Raw genomic sequence first — 16,006 nt, 5'->3', positions numbered from 1 at the left:
CAGTCGCTCTGGAGTGTTTATGGCAGTCAAGGTCCTGGTGGTGGATGATTCCGGCTTCTTCCGCCGCCGGGTCTCGGAGATCCTCTCCGCCGACCCCGATATCCAGGTGGTCGGTACCGCCACCAACGGCCGTGAGGCCATCGATCAGGCCCTGGCGCTGAAGCCGGACGTGATCACCATGGACTACGAGATGCCGATGATGGACGGCATCACGGCCGTTCGGAACATCATGCAGCGCTGCCCGACGCCGGTACTGATGTTCTCCTCGCTGACCCATGAAGGCGCCCGCGTCACCCTCGATGCGCTGGATGCCGGTGCGGTCGATTACCTGCCGAAGAACTTCGAAGACATCTCGCGCAACCCCGAGAAGGTCAAGGCCATGCTGTGCGAGAAGGTGCATACCATCGCGCGCAGTAACCGCCGTTACAGCACCTTCAGTGTACCGCCCAGCGCGGCGGCGCCTGCCAGCAGCACCTCCAGCGCCTCGGCGCGCCCGGCGACTGCCGCACCTGCTCCGGCCACCAGCCGGCCGAGCGCGGCGCCTGCACCGGCGGCGCCCAGTGGTGGTGCCCCAAAGCGTAAATCCTACAAGCTGGTCGCCATCGGCACGTCCACCGGCGGCCCGGTCGCCCTGCAGCGGGTGCTGACCCAGCTGCCGGCCAATTTCCCGGCGCCCATCGTGCTGATCCAGCACATGCCGGCGGCCTTCACCAAGGCGTTTGCCGAGCGCCTGGACAAGCTGTGCCGGATTACCGTCAAGGAAGCCGAGGACGGCGATCTGCTGCGCCCAGGCGTCGCCCTGCTGGCTCCTGGCGGCAAGCAGATGATGGTCGACCCGCGCGGCTCGGTGCGCATCCTCCCGGGTGACGAACGCCTGAACTATAAGCCCTGCGTTGATATCACCTTCGGCTCCGCCGCCAAGTCGTTCAATGACAAGGTGCTGGCCGTAGTGCTCACCGGCATGGGCGCCGATGGCCGCGAAGGCGCGCGCCTGCTCAAGCAGGGCGGCAGCCAGGTATGGGCCCAGGACGAAGCCAGCTGCGTGATCTACGGCATGCCCATGGCGGTGGTGAAGGCCAACCTGGCCGACGCCGTGTACGGCCTGGACGATATCGGCCGGCACCTGGCCGAGGCCTGCATCTGATGGATGTACTGAGCCTCATCGGGATCATCCTGGCATTCGTCGCCATTCTGGGCGGCAACTACCTTGAAGGCGGCCATGCCGGGGCCCTGCTCAACGGCCCGGCAGCGCTGATCGTGATCGGTGGCACCCTCGGCGCGGCCTTCCTGCAGGCGCCGATGAGCGTGTTCAAGCGTTCCCTGGTCATCCTGCGCTGGATCGTCTTCCCCCCGCGCGTCGACCTGGCCGGCGGCATTGCCAGCGTGGTCAGCTGGAGCATGGCAGCGCGCAAGGAAGGGCTGCTCGGCCTCGAACCGGTCGCCGATGCCGAGCCCGATCCCTATGCCCGCAAAGGCTTGCAGCTGCTGGTGGACGGCGCCGAGCCGGAAGCCATCCGCAGCATCCTCGAGGTCGACCTCTACACCCAGGAAGGGCGCGATATCCAGGCGGCCAAGGTGTTCGAGAGCATGGGCGGCTATGCGCCGACCATCGGCATCATCGGTGCGGTGATGGGCCTGATCCACGTCATGGGCAATCTGGCCGACCCTAGCAAGCTGGGCGCCGGCATCGCCGTGGCGTTCGTCGCCACCATCTACGGCGTGGCCTTCGCTAACCTGCTGCTGTTGCCGATCGGCAACAAGCTCAAGTCGATCGCGGCGCGCCAGTCGCGCTACCGCGAAATGTTGCTGGAAGGCATCCTCTCCATCGCTGAGGGCGAGAATCCGCGCTCCATCGAGCTGAAGCTGCAAGGCTTCATGGACTGACGGGGTAGGGGACCGACATGGCCCGGCGGCGCCACCACGAGGAACACGAGAATCACGAGCGCTGGCTGGTGTCCTACGCGGACTTCATCACCCTGCTGTTCGCCTTCTTCGTGGTGATGTACTCGATTTCCTCGATCAACGAGGGCAAGTACAAGGTGCTCTCGGAAAGCCTGGTCGGTGTGTTCAGCGAGCCCGAACGGGCTATCAAGCCGATTCCCATCGGTGAGGAGAAGCCTCGGACCACCGAACCCGATCGTTCGATGATCGAAGACAACCCCAATAGCAGCACCTCCAGCGAAGACCCCAGCGATCCGCTGCAGCAGATCGCCAGCAGCATGCGCGATGCCTTTGGCGACCTGATCGCCTCCGAACAGCTGACCGTGCGCGGTAACGAGCTGTGGGTGGAGATCGAGCTGAATTCCAGCCTGCTGTTCCCCAGCGGTGATGCGGTGCCCAACGAGATGGCCTTCACCCTAATCGAGAAGGTGGCCAAGATTCTCGCGCCCTACGAGAACCCGATTCACGTCGAAGGCTTCACCGACAACCTGCCGATCAGCACCGCCCAGTACCCCAGCAACTGGGAACTTTCCACGGCGCGAGCGGCCAGCATAGTGCGGATGCTGGCGATGGACGGAGTCAATCCCGGACGTCTGGCGGCGGTCGGCTATGGCGAATTCCAGCCGGTGGCCGACAATGCCACTGACGAGGGTCGTTCGCGCAATCGTCGTGTGGTGCTGGTGATCTCGCGCAATCTGGATGTGCGCCGCAGCGTCAGTGGCGTGGGCAGCGGTAACGCCAAGCCCGATGCCGCCCTGAAGCGGGCTGGCACGCAACCTGCACCGGCACAGCCACAGGCGGCACCGGTGAGCGGTTCCGCCAATATTCCGACGCCCGCACCGTGAGGCGTCATCCAGTTCTCGGCAGGGGGACGGCCAGGCCGGGAGGACGAAGAAGATGAAAGTCTGGGCAATAGCCAATCAAAAAGGTGGAGTCGGCAAAACCACCACCTCCATCGCCCTGGCGGGCCTGCTGGCCGACGCCGGCAAGCGTGTGGTCGTGGTTGACCTCGACCCGCATGGTTCGATGACCAGCTATTTCGGCCATGATCCGGATAGCCTGGAGCACAGCAGCTTCGACTTGTTCCTGCACCAAGGCACGGTGCCCGAGGGGCTTCCGGCGCGCCTGCTGCTGCCGACTAGCCACGAGAACATTTCTCTGCTGCCTTCCAGCACCGCACTGGCCACGCTGGAGCGCCAGTCGCCAGGGCAGAACGGCCTGGGCCTGGTCGTCGCCAAGAGCCTGGCGCAGCTGTGGGAAAAGTTCGACCACGCCATCATCGACAGCCCGCCGCTGCTCGGCGTGCTGATGGTCAACGCGCTGGCCGCGAGCCAGCAGCTGGTGATCCCGGTGCAGACCGAGTTCCTCGCGGTGAAGGGGCTGGAGCGCATGGTCAGCACCCTGGCCATGATCAATCGCTCGCGCAAGCAGCCGTTGCCCTACACCATCGTGCCGACCCTGTTCGACCGCCGCACCCAGGCATCACTGAATACCCTGCGGGTGCTGCGCAATTCCTATCCCGAGCACCTGTGGCAGGCCTACGTACCGGTGGACACGCGCTTACGCGACGCCAGCCGGGCAGGGCAGACGCCCTCCCAGTTCGACAACAACAGCCGCGGCGTCATCGCGTACCGCGCGCTGCTCAAGCACCTGCTGGCGGGGCAACCGGCCAGTCAGGTAGCCTGACGGAGCAGGCTATGCTGATCAGACCGGTTCAAGTCATCGGCCAGCCCTGCCGATAGTCTGTAAGACCTATTTCGTGGAACTCCCTATGAGCCGTACCGCCGCCACCGCCACTCGCCCACAGCAGGCCCTGCAGTCCTACCTGGATGCGCTGCTGCAGGACGCGGCTGTCGAGCTGGAACATGAGCTGAGTTTCGACGAGTTCGAGGCCGCCGTGCTCGAGGAGCAGGTGCGCGATGCTCGTCGCGTGGAGGCCAAGCCGGTACTGGCCAGGCCGCTGGCCCTGGCGGAAGCCAAGCCGCAGGTGCTGCCGACCATCGAGCTGCGCATGCCGGAAGTGCCGCCGGTCATCGAAGTGCCCGTGGCACCGGCCGAGCCCGAAGTCGAAGTGCAGGTGGCACCTGCGCCGGTCGCCGCACCGAGCCTGGAAGGACGGCCGAGCTGGGCGGAAGAACCCTTCGAATGCCTGCTGTTCGACGTGGCCGGCCTGACGCTGGCCGTGCCGCTGGTATGCCTGGGCACCATTCACCCGCTGGCGGGCACCGAGCTGACGCCGCTGTTCGGTCAGCCGGACTGGTTCCTCGGCCTGCTGCCGGGTCAGGACTGCAATCTGAAGGTGCTGGACACGGCGCGCTGGGTGATGCCCGAGCGCTACCGTGAAGACTTTCGCGACGGCCTGCAGTACGTGATTTCCGTGCAGGGCTATGAATGGGGGCTGGCGGTACATCAGGTCAGCCGCTCGATCCGCCTGGACCCGAGCGAGATCAAATGGCGCAGCCAGCGTTCGCAACGCCCCTGGCTGGCCGGCACGGTGATCGAACACATGTGCGCGCTGCTGGATGTCTCGGCCCTGGCCGAGCTGATCGCCAGTGGCGCCACGCGCAACGGAGCGATCCGCGCGAATTGAATACAACGCCCCGTTCCGCGCGGGGCTCTATAGTTAACGACAAGCGGGCACACCCGCGAACTTGACCGAGGCTAGGGACATGAAGAAATCGTCAGCGCAAGGTTCCGAAGATCCGATTCTGCAGTGGGTAACCTTCCGCCTGGATAACGAGACCTACGGCATCAACGTGATGCAGGTGCAAGAAGTACTGCGCTACACCGAGATCGCCCCGGTTCCGGGCGCCCCGACCTACGTGCTGGGCATCATCAACCTGCGCGGCAACGTGGTCACCGTGATCGATACCCGCCAGCGCTTCGGCCTGTCGCCAGCGCCGGTCACCGACAACACCCGTATCGTCATCATCGAGGCGGACAAGCAGGTGGTCGGCATCCTGGTCGACAGCGTCGCCGAGGTTGTTTACCTGCGCCAATCCGAGGTCGAGACCGCGCCGAACGTGGGCAACGAGGAGTCGGCCAAGTTCATCCAGGGCGTGTGCAACAAGAATGGCGAGCTGCTCATCCTGGTCGAACTGGACAAGATGATGAGCGAGGAAGAGTGGTCCGAGCTGGAGAGCATCTGACCCATGCTGGAGATCGCGGTTGCCGTGCTCGGCTTGTTCAGCGTGCTGCTTGCCGGTTTCTGCTACCAGCTGTCGCTGAAACTGCGTCAGCAGGAGGAGCTGCAGAAGGAGCGGGACGCTCTCCGCGATCAACGCGTGAAAGAGCTGGCCCGCCGCCTGGATGCCTACCTCACCGGTAGCATCCGCATGGGTGAGGAGCTGCACGAGCTGCGCCGCGTGGTGGCGCCGCTGCCGGACAAGCTGAATCAGATGGAGCAGCGCGATCCCTCCAGCCTTTCCTTCACCCAGGCCGCCCGCCTGGTGGGGATGGGCGCCAGCGTCGATGACCTGACCCACTCCTGCGGCCTGACCCAGGCCGAGGCCGAGTTGGTCAGTCGCCTGCACAAGGCGCCAAAGCAGCGTTCTTGAGCCTCTCCCTTACATCCTTCGGTTCTGACTCTCCGATCGCGCGACGCTAACCGTTCCAAGCGCGCGATATCCCTGTGCCTAAGCTGAATACATGGAGCTGACTTCCTAAGGAGGCCACCATGCGTTCTGCATTGTTGTTGCTATTGTGCCTGGTCGTGTCGAACGTGGATGCCAGCGAGGCGCCGCTCGAGGTGCGCGGCGCCACTACGGTGAATGCCGTGCAGGCGCGCCAGCTTTACGAGTTTGGCGTGCTGTTCATCGATGTGCGCCCGGCCCGCGAATGGGGCTGGGGCCATGTGCACGGGGCGCTGCATCTGCAGCTGGACCAGCGTTTCGCCGAGCTGTCCAGCCCCGACTGGCCGCGCAACATGCCCATCGTCCTGTACTGCGACAGCGAGGTCTGCCCGGCGAGTGCCGAGGCCGCACGCCGGGCCGTGGGCTGGGGCTTCCAGCAAGTCTTCTACTTCCGCTCGGGTTACTTCGCCTGGCAGCTACTGGACTTCCCCCTGGGCCGGGGGCAGGAGGGCGAGCTGTTCGCCTTTATCGCTGGGGAGCCGCCAACCGCGGCCGGTCAGACTGCGGAGTGACGTCGCGCTCCGCCGGGTCCTCGACGAAGCCGGCCGGACGCTTGCCCTTGAGGTACCAGGCGAAGGCGATGATCTCGGCGATGGTGCGGTACAGCGGCTCGGGAATCGCGTCGCCCAGCTCCAGGCGCGCCAGCAGGCGCACCAGCTCGGCATTTTCGTAGATCGGTACTTCGTACTCGCGGGCGATGGCCAGGATCGCCTCGGCCAGCTCGTCATCGCCCTTGGCGGTGAGGCTGGGCGCATTGCTGCCATCGTAGGAGAGGGCAATGGCTTGGCGCGGGGCTTTGTCCTGCTTCATGCGGTTTCATCCACCCAGCGCTGTTCCAGATTGGTCTTCGGGCCTTGCGGCGGCATGCCCTGGCGGCAGCTCAGCTCGCCCACCTCCAGGCCGGCGCCGAGCAGGCGCTGGCGCAGGTTGTCCAGCTCCTGATCGATCAGCTGCGCGGTGTCCGCCCGCTCGGCCCATAGCTGGCTGGACAGGCTGCCGCGCAGCAGCTGCGCCTGTACCTGCAGCGGGCCCAGCGGGTCGAGATCGAAGGCCAGGTCGATGCGCCACAGGGTTTCCTTCTGCTCCTTCTTGCTGCCCGTGTTGCCCGGCTCCTCGCGCTGCAGCTTGACCTGCAACGGCACCACGTCGTGCTGGTTGCGCATCGGCAGTTCCAGCTGCCAGGTGGTCAGCAGGTTGCCTTCAGGCGTCACTTGGGACTGGGCCAGGCTCGACAGCTGGTGCGTCTGCAGACGCGACACGGCGGCAGCGGCCAGTTTGAGCAGGGCCTCAAGATCGGCTTCCTCGTCCATCGACTGCAGCAGGCGCGAGGGCAGGGGGAAGCTCATGGCTTGCTGGCGCAGTCCGGCCTGACCGAGTGCGCCAAGGGCGTTGCGCACGAAGGCGGGCATGGCTTGAGCCAGTGCACTACCGGCACTGGCTGAAGGCATCGGGCCGCCGCCCGGTAGTGTAGGCAGTAACTGCGACACCAGGCGCAGTAGGCTGGCCTTGAGGTCCTGCGGCAGGTTCTGGGTCTGCCCGCTGAGCAGCTTGGCTTCTAGAAACACGCCGCTCTGCTCCATGGCCTTGGCCAGGCCTTCGGCGCTGCCCAGCTGCTTGCCGTCCGGCAGCATGCCGAGCAGCTTGTCGATGCTGGTGCGCAGCTCGGTCGGCAGGCCGTCCTGCTGGGCCATGCCCTGCATGCCCTTGAACAGGCCTTCGAGCGAACCCTGGCGACTCTGCTGGGCGGCCAGCTGCTGGCCCAGCACCAACTGGTCCAGGCGGCCGCTCAGCGGCAGGAAGTTGAGTGCCTGGCTGCCCTGGACCTGGGCGGTGAGCAGGCTGCCTATGGGCAGCGGCAGCGGGGTTTCCACGCTCAGCTTGCTGCCGGACAGCGAGGTATTGAGCAGATTGACCACTACCCGGTAGAGCGCTTGCTGGGTCTTGAGCTGGGCGATTTGCTCGCGGGATTCGACCTTGCCCTGCAGCAGGGTTCCGACCGGCAACTGCTCCAGGTCCAGGCTGGTGAGCAGGCGCGTGTCGCCACCCTGCAGGGCCACGGCCAGCCGAGTTTCTGAGAGCGCAGTGACGGCGAGCGTGGTGCCCTGGGCCAAGGGGCGTGGGCTGCTGGCTTCGAGGGTGGCTTGCTTGCCGCCGTTCAGTGTCAGCTTGAGCAGCAGCTGGAAGCTTTGCGCCACCTCCTTGGCTGCCAGCACCTCGGCCTTGGCGGTTTCGCCGGCGGCCAGCATGCCCTCCAGGGGTTGCAGCAGCTTCACCGCCAGATCGGCGGCGTTGGGCGTGGCGGGGCGGACGACCGGCGACGTCGCGGGAAGCGGGCGAGGACTGCTGATTTCTGCCATGGCCGGGTCACACCCTGTCAAAAAGCCGGCTTCGGAGGGTAAAGCCCGGCATGTATAATGCCGGCCGTTTCGGGCTGGCTGTACGGTCAACTTGCCACAGTATAGCGGCCAGCCCCCCTCTGACTTGAACCCCTCCGGGATGCCATGCAGTGATCAGTCCACGACTCCAAGCCGTTGCCCTCGCCTGCGAGCGGGACTGGCGTCTGCTGTTCGAGCACCTGGAGTTGGACCTCGCCGGCGGCATCCTGTTGCAGGTAGCTGGTCCCAACGGTAGCGGCAAGACCAGCCTGCTGCGCCTGTTGGCCGGGCTGATGCAGCCAACAGCCGGTGAGGTGCTGCTGAACGGCAAGCCGCTGGCCAGCCAGCATGGCGAGCTGGGGCGCAGCCTGCTATGGATCGGCCACGCCGCCGGTATCAAGGGCCTGCTCACCGCCGAAGAAAACCTGGCCTGGCTGTGCGCCCTGCATCAGCCGGCCGCGCGCGATGCCATCTGGCAGGCGCTGGAGGCGGTCGGCTTGCGCGGCTTCGAGGATGTGCCCTGCCACACTCTGTCCGCCGGCCAGCAGCGCCGCGTGGCCCTGGCCCGCCTGTATCTGGACGCGCCGCCGCTGTGGGTTCTCGACGAACCCTTCACCGCTCTCGATAAACAAGGCGTGGCGCAACTCGAAGCGCACCTGGCTCGCCACTGCGAGCAGGGCGGTCTGGTGGTGCTGACCACCCACCACACGCTGAGCGAGAAGCCTGCCGGCTACCGCGAGCTGGACCTGGGAAGGCGCAGCGCATGAATAACGTCTTCCTCCTGCTGCTATCACGCGAAGCCCGCCTGCTGTTCCGCCGCCCGGCCGAGTTGGCCAACCCGCTGGTGTTCTTCGCCATCGTCATCGCCCTGTTCCCGTTGGCGGTCGGTCCCGAGACCAATCTGTTACAGACCTTGTCGCCTGGGCTGATCTGGGTGGCAGCGCTGTTGGCCGTGCTGCTCTCGCTGGACGGGCTTTTCCGCAGTGATTTCGAGGACGGCTCGCTGGAGCAGTGGGTCCTTTCGTCGCACCCGCTGCCCCTTCTGGTCCTGGCCAAGGTGCTGGCACACTGGCTGTTCTCGGGGTTGGCCCTGGTGCTGCTGGCGCCGCTGCTGGCCTTGATGCTCGGTTTGCCCGGGCGCTGCCTGCCGGTACTGCTGGCTTCGCTGCTGCTCGGTACCCCGGTGCTGAGCCTGCTCGGCGCCGTTGGCGCGGCGTTGACCGTCGGTCTCAAGCGCGGCGGGCTGCTGCTGGCGCTGTTGATTCTGCCGCTGTACATCCCGGTGCTGATTCTCGGCACCGGGGCGCTACAGGCGGCCCTGCAAGGATTGCCCGCGGCCGGTCACCTGTTGTGGCTGGCCAGCCTGACCGCCCTGGCGGTCACCCTGACACCCTTTGCAATCGGCGCCGGACTGCGAATCAGCGTCGGCGAATAACTAAAGAGTCACCGTGATGAGATGGACCTGGTTTCACCAGTGGGGTTCGCCCAAGTGGTTCTATGAGCGCAGTGGCCGCTGGCTGCCGTGGCTGGCCGCGGCCGCCATCGTGCTGCTGACCGTCGGCATCGTCTGGGGCCTGGCCTTCGCTCCGCCCGAGAAGTACCAGGGCAACAGCTACCGGATCATCTACATCCACGTGCCGGCGGCGTTCCTCGCCCAGTCCTGCTACCTGATGATGGCGGTGGCCGGCCTGGTCGGCCTGGTGTGGAAGATGAAGCTGGCCGACGTGGCCCTGCAGCAGGCCGCGCCCATCGGTGCCTGGCTGTGCTTCGTCGCGCTGGTGACCGGTGCCATCTGGGGCAAGCCGACCTGGGGCACCTACTGGATCTGGGACGCACGCCTGACCTCGATGCTGATCCTGCTGTTCCTCTACTTCGGCGTCATCGCCCTGGGCAATGCGATCAGCAACCGCGATAGCGCGGCCAAGGCTTGCGCCGTGCTGGCGCTGGTCGGTGCGGTGAACATCCCGATCATCCAGAAGTCGGTGGAGTGGTGGAACACCCTGCACCAGCCGGCCACCTTCAAGGTCACCGGCAAGGCCAGCATGAGCATGGAGATGTGGCTGCCGCTGCTGCTCTGCGTGCTGGGCTTCTACTGCTTCCTCGGCGCCGTGTTGCTCTACCGCATGCGCACCGAAGTGCTCAAGCGCGAGGCCCGCAGCAGCTGGGTGAAAGCCGAGATCGGTCGTCTGGTGGAGGGCAGGGCATGAGTTTCGCCTCCTTCGCCGAATTCCTCGCCATGGGTCACCATGGCGCCTATGTGTGGTCGGCCTACGGCATCAGCCTGGCGGTGCTGGCCCTCAACGTCGCGCTGCCGATTATGGCGCGCCGGCGTTACCTGCAAGACGAGGCGCGCCGTTTGCGCCGGGAGAAACAACAGTGAATGCGGTCCGCAAGAAACGCCTGTACATCGTCCTGGCCATCCTCGTCGGCGTTTCCGCCGCGGTAGGCCTGGCCCTCAGCGCGCTGCAGGAGAACATCAACCTGTTCTACACCCCGACCCAGATCGCCAACGGCGAAGCGCCGCAGGACACCCGCATCCGCGCCGGCGGCATGGTCGCCAAGGGTTCGGTCAAGCGTTCCGCCGACTCGCTGGACGTCGAATTCGTGGTCACCGACTTCGCCAAGAACGTGACCATCCGCTACCGCGGCATCCTGCCGGACCTGTTCCGCGAGGAGCAGGGCATAGTCGCCCTCGGCAAGCTGGGCGCCGACGGCGTGCTGGTGGCCGATGAGGTGCTGGCCAAGCACGACGAGAACTACATGCCGCCGGAAGTCACCAAGGCCCTGAAGGACAGCGGCAAGCTGCCGGAAGGCGGCGAGGCCAAGCAATGAACGCCGCGCTGATGATTCCCGAGCTGGGCCATGTGGCCCTGATCCTCGCCCTGTGCCTGGCCCTGGTGCAGGCGACCCTGCCGCTGATCGGCGCCTGGCTGGGAGATCGCCAGTGGATGGGCCTGGCCCAGCCGGCGGCCTGGGGCCAGTTCGCCATGCTGGCGTTCGCCTTCGCCTGCCTGACCTGGGCCTTCATGGCCGACGACTTCTCCGTGGCCTACGTAGCCAACAACTCCAACAGCGCCTTGCCCTGGTACTACAAGTTCAGCGCCGTATGGGGTGCCCACGAGGGTTCGTTGCTGCTGTGGGCATTGATCCTCAGCGGCTGGACCTTCGCCGTGGCGATCTTCTCGCGCCAGCTGCCGGACGTGATGCTGGCCCGCGTGCTGGCCGTGATGGGCATGATCAGCGTCGGCTTCCTGCTGTTCCTGATCATCACTTCCAACCCCTTCGAGCGTCTGCTGCCGGACGCGCCGCTCAACGGCCGCGACCTCAACCCGCTGCTGCAGGACTTCGGTCTGATCGTGCATCCGCCGATGCTGTACATGGGTTACGTCGGCTTCTCGGTGGCCTTTGCCTTCGCCATCGCCGCGCTGCTCGGCGGCAAGCTGGACGCCGCCTGGGCACGTTGGTCGCGTCCCTGGACCATAGTCGCCTGGGCCTTTCTCGGCATCGGCATCGCCCTGGGCTCCTGGTGGGCTTACTACGAGCTGGGCTGGGGCGGCTGGTGGTTCTGGGACCCGGTGGAGAACGCCTCGTTCATGCCCTGGCTGGTCGGCACCGCGCTTATCCACTCGCTGGCCGTGACCGAGAAACGTGGCGTGTTCAAGAGCTGGACCGTGCTGTTGGCCATCGCCGCCTTCTCCCTGAGCCTGCTCGGTACCTTCCTGGTCCGCTCCGGCGTGCTGACCTCGGTGCATGCCTTCGCCAACGACCCGGCGCGAGGCGTGTTCATCCTGATCTTCCTGCTGGTGGTGGTCGGCGGCTCGCTGGCGCTGTTCGCCGTGCGTGCGCCGGTGGTCAAGAGCCAGGTCGGCTTCGCCCTGTGGTCGCGTGAAACGCTGCTGCTGGCCAACAATCTGGTGCTGGTGGTGGCGGCCTCGATGATCCTGCTCGGCACCCTCTACCCGCTGGTGCTGGATGCGCTGTCCGGCGCCAAACTGTCGGTTGGCCCGCCTTACTTCAACGCCCTGTTCGTACCGCTGATGGCGCTGCTGATGCTGGTGATGGCCGTCGGCGTGGTGGTGCGCTGGAAGGACACCCCGGTGAAATGGCTGCTCGGCATGCTTACCCCGGTACTGGTTGGCAGCGTGGTGCTCGGCTTCCTCGCCAGCTGGGCTTTCGGCGATTTCCACTGGAGCGTGCTGGCGGTGTTCCTGCTGGCCTTCTGGGTCTTGCTGGCCGGCGGTCGCGACCTGCTCGACAAGTGCCGCCACAAGGGCCTGCTGAAGGGGATGCGCAGCCTCTCCAGCAGCTACTGGGGCATGCAGCTGGCGCATCTGGGCATCGCCGTGTGCGCCATCGGTGTGGTGCTGGTCAGCCACGGCAGCGCCGAGCGCGATCTGCGTCTGGCACCGGGCGAGTCCCTGGAGCTGGGCGGCTATGTATTCGTCTTCGAGGGCGCCAAGCACTTCGAGGGCCCCAACTTCACCTCGGACAAGGGCACCGTGCGCGTGCTGCAGGATGGCGAGGAAGTCGCCGTGCTGCACCCGGAGAAGCGCCTGTACACCGTGCAGCAGATGCCGATGACCGAGGCCGGCATCGACGCCGGGCTGACCCGCGACCTCTACGTCGCCCTCGGTGAGCCGCTGGAGAATGGCGCCTGGGCCGTGCGCGTACATATCAAACCCTACGTGCGCTGGATCTGGCTGGGCGGCCTGATGATGGGCCTCGGCGGCCTGCTGGCGGCCTTCGACCCGCGCTACCGGGTCAAGGTGCGTAGTCGCGTGCGCGACGTGCTGGGCATGCCGGAGGCGACCGCATGAAACGCCTGATTCTGCTGTTGCCGCTGGCGCTGTTCCTGGCCATGGCGGTGTTCCTCTACCGTGGCCTGTTCCTCAACCCGCAGGAACTGCCCTCGGCGCTGATCGACAAGCCGCTGCCGGCCTTCAGCCTGCCGGACCTGAAGAACGAGCAACGCCTGATCACCGAGAAGGACCTCAAGGGCCCGGCGCTGGTCAACGTCTGGGCCACCTGGTGCCCTACCTGCAAGGCCGAGCACCACATGCTCAATCGCCTGGCGGAGGCCGGCGTGGTGATCCACGGGGTCAACTATAAGGACGACAGCGAGGCCGCGCGCAAGTGGCTGAAGGACTACCTCGACCCGTACCAGGTCAACGTCGCCGACCCGCAGGGCTCGCTGGGCATCAACCTGGGCGTGTACGGCGCGCCAGAGACCTTCCTGATCGACGCCCAGGGCATCATCCGCCACAAGTACGTCGGCGCCATCGACGAGAACGTCTGGCGCAAGGAGCTGGCGCCGCGTTACCAGGCCCTGCAGGAGGAGAAGCCGTGAAGCGCCTGCTGATCGCCTGCCTGCTGGGGCTGAGCCTGGTCGGCGCCGCCCGCGCCGCCATCGATACCTACCAGTTCAAGGATGAGGTGGAGCGCGAGCGCTTCCGTGGCCTCACCGAAGAGCTGCGCTGCCCCAAGTGCCAGAACCAGAACATCGCCGACTCCAATGCGCCGATCGCCACCGACCTGCGCCGCGAGATCTTCCGCATGCTGGAGGAGGGCAGGAGCGACAAGGAGATCGTCGATTTCCTGGTCATGCGCTACGGCGATTTCGTGATGTACAAGCCGCCGTTGGACAGCCGTACCTGGCTGCTCTGGTACGGCCCCTTCGGCCTGTTGGGCCTGGGCGCCATCGCGCTCTGCGTGCTGGTGTTGCGCCGGCGCAAGGTGGAGCAGGCGCCGGCACAGGTGGCCTTGAGCGCCGCCGAACGTGAGCGCCTGGACGCTCTGCTGAAAGAAACCCGGGATACCCAAGACTGATGATCGAATTCTGGCTCGCCGTCGGCCTGCTGCTGCTGGTCGGCACGGCTTTCCTGCTGATTCCCGTGCTGCGTGGCCGTCGTGCCCAGGCCGAGGAAGACCGCACCGCACTCAACGTCGCCCTGTACCAGGAGCGCCTGGCCGAACTCACCGCCCAGCGCGAGGCCGGCACGCTGACTGGCGAGCAGTTCGACGCCGGCCAGGCCGAGGCCGCGCGTGAGCTGCTGGCCGACACCGAGGGTGCCGGCAATGGTCGCGGCCGTCTGCTGGGCAAGGCCCTGCCTCTGTTGATCGCCCTGGCGCTGCCGGGCCTCACCTTCGGCCTGTACTGGCACTGGGGCGCCAGCCAGGACCTGGCTGCCATGCAGGATCGGCCGACCATCGACCAGATGACTGCGCGCCTGGAACAGGCGGTCAAGGACAACCCGGATTCCGCCGAGGCCTGGTACTACCTGGGCCGCATCTACATGGGCAACGGCGATGCCGGCAAGTCCGCCATGGCCTACGAGCACGCGGTGCGCGCCGCCGGCCGCGCGCCCGAGCTGCTCGGCCTGTGGGCCCAGGCCCTGTACTTCGCCGCGAACAAGCAGTGGAGCGCGCAGATGCAGGCGCTCACCGACGAGGCGCTCAAGGCCGATCCCAACGAGACCACCAGCCTCGGTCTGCTGGGCATTGCCGCCTTCGAGGAAGAGCGCTTCGCCGACGCCATCGACTACTGGCAGCGCCTGTCGGCGCAGATGCCGGCGGAAGACCCGGCCCGCGCCTCGATCCAGGTCGGCATCGACCGTGCCCGCGAACAGATGCAGGCCGCCGGCCAGCCGGCACCGGGTGAAGTGGTGAACAAATCCATGGCGGTGATCCGCGTCAGCGTCGATCTGGCTCCTACACTCAAATCCAAGGTGCAGCCGGGCGATACGGTGTTCGTCTTCGCCCGCGCCGCGTCTGGCCCGCCCATGCCGCTGGCGGTCAAGCGCCTGACCGTGGCCGACCTGCCGGCCAAGGTCGAACTGAGCGACAAGGATGCGATGATGGAGCAGCTCAAACTCTCCAGCTTCCCGCAGATCCAGCTGGTGGCGCGGATTTCGCGCAGTGGCGTGGCCACTCAGGGTGAGTGGGTCGGTCGCGGCCAGCCGATCGCCAGCAGCACCAGCGAGCCCCAGCAACTGCTGATCGACAGCCCGGAGCAAGCGCAATGAACAAGTCGCTGGTTTCTCTCACTCTGCTGCTCGCCCTGAGCGGCTGCGCCCTGCAGCCCGGCGTCACGCCCAAGGGCGGCGAGCCTGCGCAAAAGCAGCAGAGCCATCCGCGCTATGCGCCGCCACCCGGTGGCAATGCCTATTGGGACCCGGCGCTGGGCGTGTACGTGATCCAGGGCAGCACCAAGCTGTATTACCGGGAGCGCGTCTACTACCGCTGGGATCGCGGCTGGAACTGGGCCAGCAGCCCGAACGGCCCCTGGCAGCCCACCGACAATAGCGGTGTGCCGGCGGGGCTCGGTCGTACCATCGCCGACTAATTCTCCAGAGCTTCCAACGCAGCTTTGAGGTTGCGCCGGGCCGGAGCCTCCCACAGCTGCGCCAGCGGCGCGTGGTGATAGAGCGCCGGTGCATCCAGCAACTGGCGCAACAGCTTGGCGCGGCCGGCGCGGAACAGCGGCTCCGGCACCCAGGCATACTCGGTGCGTACGGCCGCCTCGTAACCCGCATACACCTGCGTATCGCTGGCCAGGATCGAGAGGTCGATATCCACCACCAGCGCCGCATCGGCGTCGTCCGGCGCCTGCTGATGGCGGGTGGCGAGGATCATCTAGCGCAGCGCGGGGGGCCGTTCGCCCAGACCCGCGTCCTCCATCCATCGGCAGGCGTGCTCGGCGCTGGCGGCCTCGTTGTCCTGGCGGCGAGTGTCGTAGACCAGGTCGTGGGTCCACAGCGCCAGCTCCACCAAGGCTGGGTCTCTGGCCAGATGCTGCCAGCGTTGCAGATGGGCCAGGCAGGCCTGGATATGGCTGCTGCCGTGGTAGTGGCGATTCGGCGAGGCATAGGCCGCCTGTAGTTCAGCGAAACTGCCGGCCGGAGCCGAGCCGCCCAGTTCCTGCCAGAGCGCTTGCCAGCGTGTTTCCGAGAGCATCCTTCACCTCGCCATGATCGGGGCCGCCAGCATAGCGCGGCCGCGGCTCTTGGCCGCGAAAAACCCTGTGATACACTCCGCCGACCCCCAGATTTGCCCCCTTTT

20 protein-coding genes and 1 pseudogene are annotated in these 16,006 nt (G+C 66.4%); 18 read left to right on the top strand and 3 right to left on the bottom strand.

What is annotated here, in order from left to right; all coding sequences use genetic code 11:
• The first annotated feature begins 19 nt into the window (after positions 1-19).
• The 8 genes from IB232_RS10645 (at position 20) to IB232_RS10610 (ending at position 6,085) form a co-directional block, all read left to right on the top strand.
• Positions 20-1,144, top strand: a complete 1,125-nt coding sequence (locus IB232_RS10645) for a protein-glutamate methylesterase/protein-glutamine glutaminase (protein ID WP_192398474.1) — start codon at positions 20-22, stop codon at positions 1,142-1,144.
• On the top strand, positions 1,144-1,884 hold the full coding sequence (locus tag IB232_RS10640) for a flagellar motor protein (RefSeq protein ID WP_192398473.1): 741 nt from the start codon (positions 1,144-1,146) through the stop codon (positions 1,882-1,884). Before IB232_RS10645 ends, IB232_RS10640 begins: the two co-directional genes overlap by 1 nt.
• A gap of 17 nt (positions 1,885-1,901) precedes the next feature.
• Positions 1,902-2,786: a flagellar motor protein MotD gene (motD, locus tag IB232_RS10635; protein ID WP_192398472.1), complete on the top strand. Its 885-nt coding sequence runs from the start codon at positions 1,902-1,904 to the stop codon at positions 2,784-2,786.
• 52 nt (positions 2,787-2,838) lie between these two features.
• Positions 2,839-3,627 carry a ParA family protein gene (locus tag IB232_RS10630; RefSeq protein WP_192398471.1) on the top strand — a complete coding sequence of 263 codons (789 nt, stop codon included), beginning with the start codon at positions 2,839-2,841 and terminating at the stop codon, positions 3,625-3,627.
• Between the two features lie 85 nt (positions 3,628-3,712).
• Positions 3,713-4,531 carry a CheW domain-containing protein gene (locus IB232_RS10625; RefSeq protein WP_192398470.1) on the top strand — a complete coding sequence of 273 codons (819 nt, stop codon included), beginning with the start codon at positions 3,713-3,715 and terminating at the stop codon, positions 4,529-4,531.
• A gap of 79 nt (positions 4,532-4,610) precedes the next feature.
• A complete protein-coding gene (locus IB232_RS10620) occupies positions 4,611-5,090 on the top strand; it encodes a chemotaxis protein CheW (protein WP_137972867.1) in 480 nt (159 codons plus the stop codon).
• A 3-nt stretch (positions 5,091-5,093) separates the two neighbouring features.
• Positions 5,094-5,498: a DUF2802 domain-containing protein gene (locus tag IB232_RS10615; RefSeq protein WP_192398469.1), complete on the top strand. Its 405-nt coding sequence runs from the start codon at positions 5,094-5,096 to the stop codon at positions 5,496-5,498.
• A gap of 119 nt (positions 5,499-5,617) precedes the next feature.
• Positions 5,618-6,085, top strand: a complete 468-nt coding sequence (locus IB232_RS10610) for a rhodanese-like domain-containing protein (protein WP_192398467.1) — start codon at positions 5,618-5,620, stop codon at positions 6,083-6,085.
• On the opposite strand, the gene IB232_RS10605 is transcribed toward IB232_RS10610, so the two are convergent.
• Both IB232_RS10605 and IB232_RS10600 read right to left on the bottom strand, forming a co-directional pair.
• Complete coding sequence (locus tag IB232_RS10605) at positions 6,039-6,383, bottom strand: EscU/YscU/HrcU family type III secretion system export apparatus switch protein (RefSeq protein ID WP_192398465.1); 345 nt, start codon at positions 6,381-6,383, stop codon at positions 6,039-6,041. The two genes, IB232_RS10610 and IB232_RS10605, sit on opposite strands and share 47 nt — an antisense overlap.
• Positions 6,380-7,930: a flagellar hook-length control protein FliK gene (locus tag IB232_RS10600; RefSeq protein WP_192398464.1), complete on the bottom strand. Its 1,551-nt coding sequence runs from the start codon at positions 7,928-7,930 to the stop codon at positions 6,380-6,382. The genes IB232_RS10605 and IB232_RS10600 overlap by 4 nt, the downstream gene beginning before the upstream one ends.
• 149 nt (positions 7,931-8,079) lie before the next feature.
• Here IB232_RS10600 and ccmA point away from each other — a divergent pair, with 149 nt between their 5' ends.
• The 10 genes from ccmA to IB232_RS10550 are packed head-to-tail and all read left to right on the top strand — an operon-like array spanning position 8,080 to position 15,290.
• A complete protein-coding gene (gene ccmA, locus IB232_RS10595) occupies positions 8,080-8,715 on the top strand; it encodes a cytochrome c biogenesis heme-transporting ATPase CcmA (protein WP_192398462.1) in 636 nt (211 codons plus the stop codon).
• The gene (gene ccmB, locus IB232_RS10590; RefSeq protein ID WP_137972873.1) at positions 8,712-9,383 is read left to right on the top strand and encodes a heme exporter protein CcmB; all 672 of its coding nucleotides are present in this window, start codon (positions 8,712-8,714) and stop codon (positions 9,381-9,383) included. Before ccmA ends, ccmB begins: the two co-directional genes overlap by 4 nt.
• 13 nt (positions 9,384-9,396) lie before the next feature.
• Positions 9,397-10,155 carry a heme ABC transporter permease gene (locus tag IB232_RS10585; RefSeq protein ID WP_192398460.1) on the top strand — a complete coding sequence of 253 codons (759 nt, stop codon included), beginning with the start codon at positions 9,397-9,399 and terminating at the stop codon, positions 10,153-10,155.
• Positions 10,152-10,328, top strand: coding sequence for a heme exporter protein CcmD (gene ccmD / locus IB232_RS10580; protein ID WP_192398459.1), 177 nt, complete (start codon positions 10,152-10,154; stop codon positions 10,326-10,328). The genes IB232_RS10585 and ccmD overlap by 4 nt, the downstream gene beginning before the upstream one ends.
• A complete protein-coding gene (gene ccmE / locus IB232_RS10575; protein ID WP_192398458.1) occupies positions 10,325-10,780 on the top strand; it encodes a cytochrome c maturation protein CcmE in 456 nt (151 codons plus the stop codon). The genes ccmD and ccmE overlap by 4 nt, the downstream gene beginning before the upstream one ends.
• 11 nt (positions 10,781-10,791) lie before the next feature.
• On the top strand, positions 10,792-12,765 hold the full coding sequence (locus IB232_RS10570) for a heme lyase CcmF/NrfE family subunit (protein WP_192398734.1): 1,974 nt from the start codon (positions 10,792-10,794) through the stop codon (positions 12,763-12,765).
• On the top strand, positions 12,762-13,295 hold the full coding sequence (locus IB232_RS10565; RefSeq protein WP_192398457.1) for a DsbE family thiol:disulfide interchange protein: 534 nt from the start codon (positions 12,762-12,764) through the stop codon (positions 13,293-13,295). The genes IB232_RS10570 and IB232_RS10565 overlap by 4 nt, the downstream gene beginning before the upstream one ends.
• Complete coding sequence (locus tag IB232_RS10560) at positions 13,292-13,774, top strand: cytochrome c-type biogenesis protein (RefSeq protein WP_192398456.1); 483 nt, start codon at positions 13,292-13,294, stop codon at positions 13,772-13,774. The genes IB232_RS10565 and IB232_RS10560 overlap by 4 nt, the downstream gene beginning before the upstream one ends.
• Positions 13,774-14,970, top strand: coding sequence for a c-type cytochrome biogenesis protein CcmI (ccmI, locus tag IB232_RS10555; protein ID WP_192398455.1), 1,197 nt, complete (start codon positions 13,774-13,776; stop codon positions 14,968-14,970). Before IB232_RS10560 ends, ccmI begins: the two co-directional genes overlap by 1 nt.
• Positions 14,967-15,290, top strand: coding sequence for a hypothetical protein (locus IB232_RS10550; RefSeq protein ID WP_192398454.1), 324 nt, complete (start codon positions 14,967-14,969; stop codon positions 15,288-15,290). Before ccmI ends, IB232_RS10550 begins: the two co-directional genes overlap by 4 nt.
• Here the strand turns inward: IB232_RS10550 and IB232_RS23750 are convergent.
• Positions 15,287-15,901 (bottom strand): annotated as a pseudogene (locus IB232_RS23750) (hypothetical protein). The gene IB232_RS10550 and the pseudogene IB232_RS23750 overlap by 4 nt on opposite strands.
• Positions 15,902-16,006: the final 105 nt, after the last annotated feature.

Source organism: Pseudomonas sp. PDM15, assembly GCF_014851565.1.
In the GTDB taxonomy this organism is placed as follows: Bacteria; Pseudomonadota; Gammaproteobacteria; order Pseudomonadales; family Pseudomonadaceae; genus Aquipseudomonas.
Note: the sequence above shows the minus strand (reverse complement) of the source record. Positions and strands in the feature narration are given on the sequence as shown.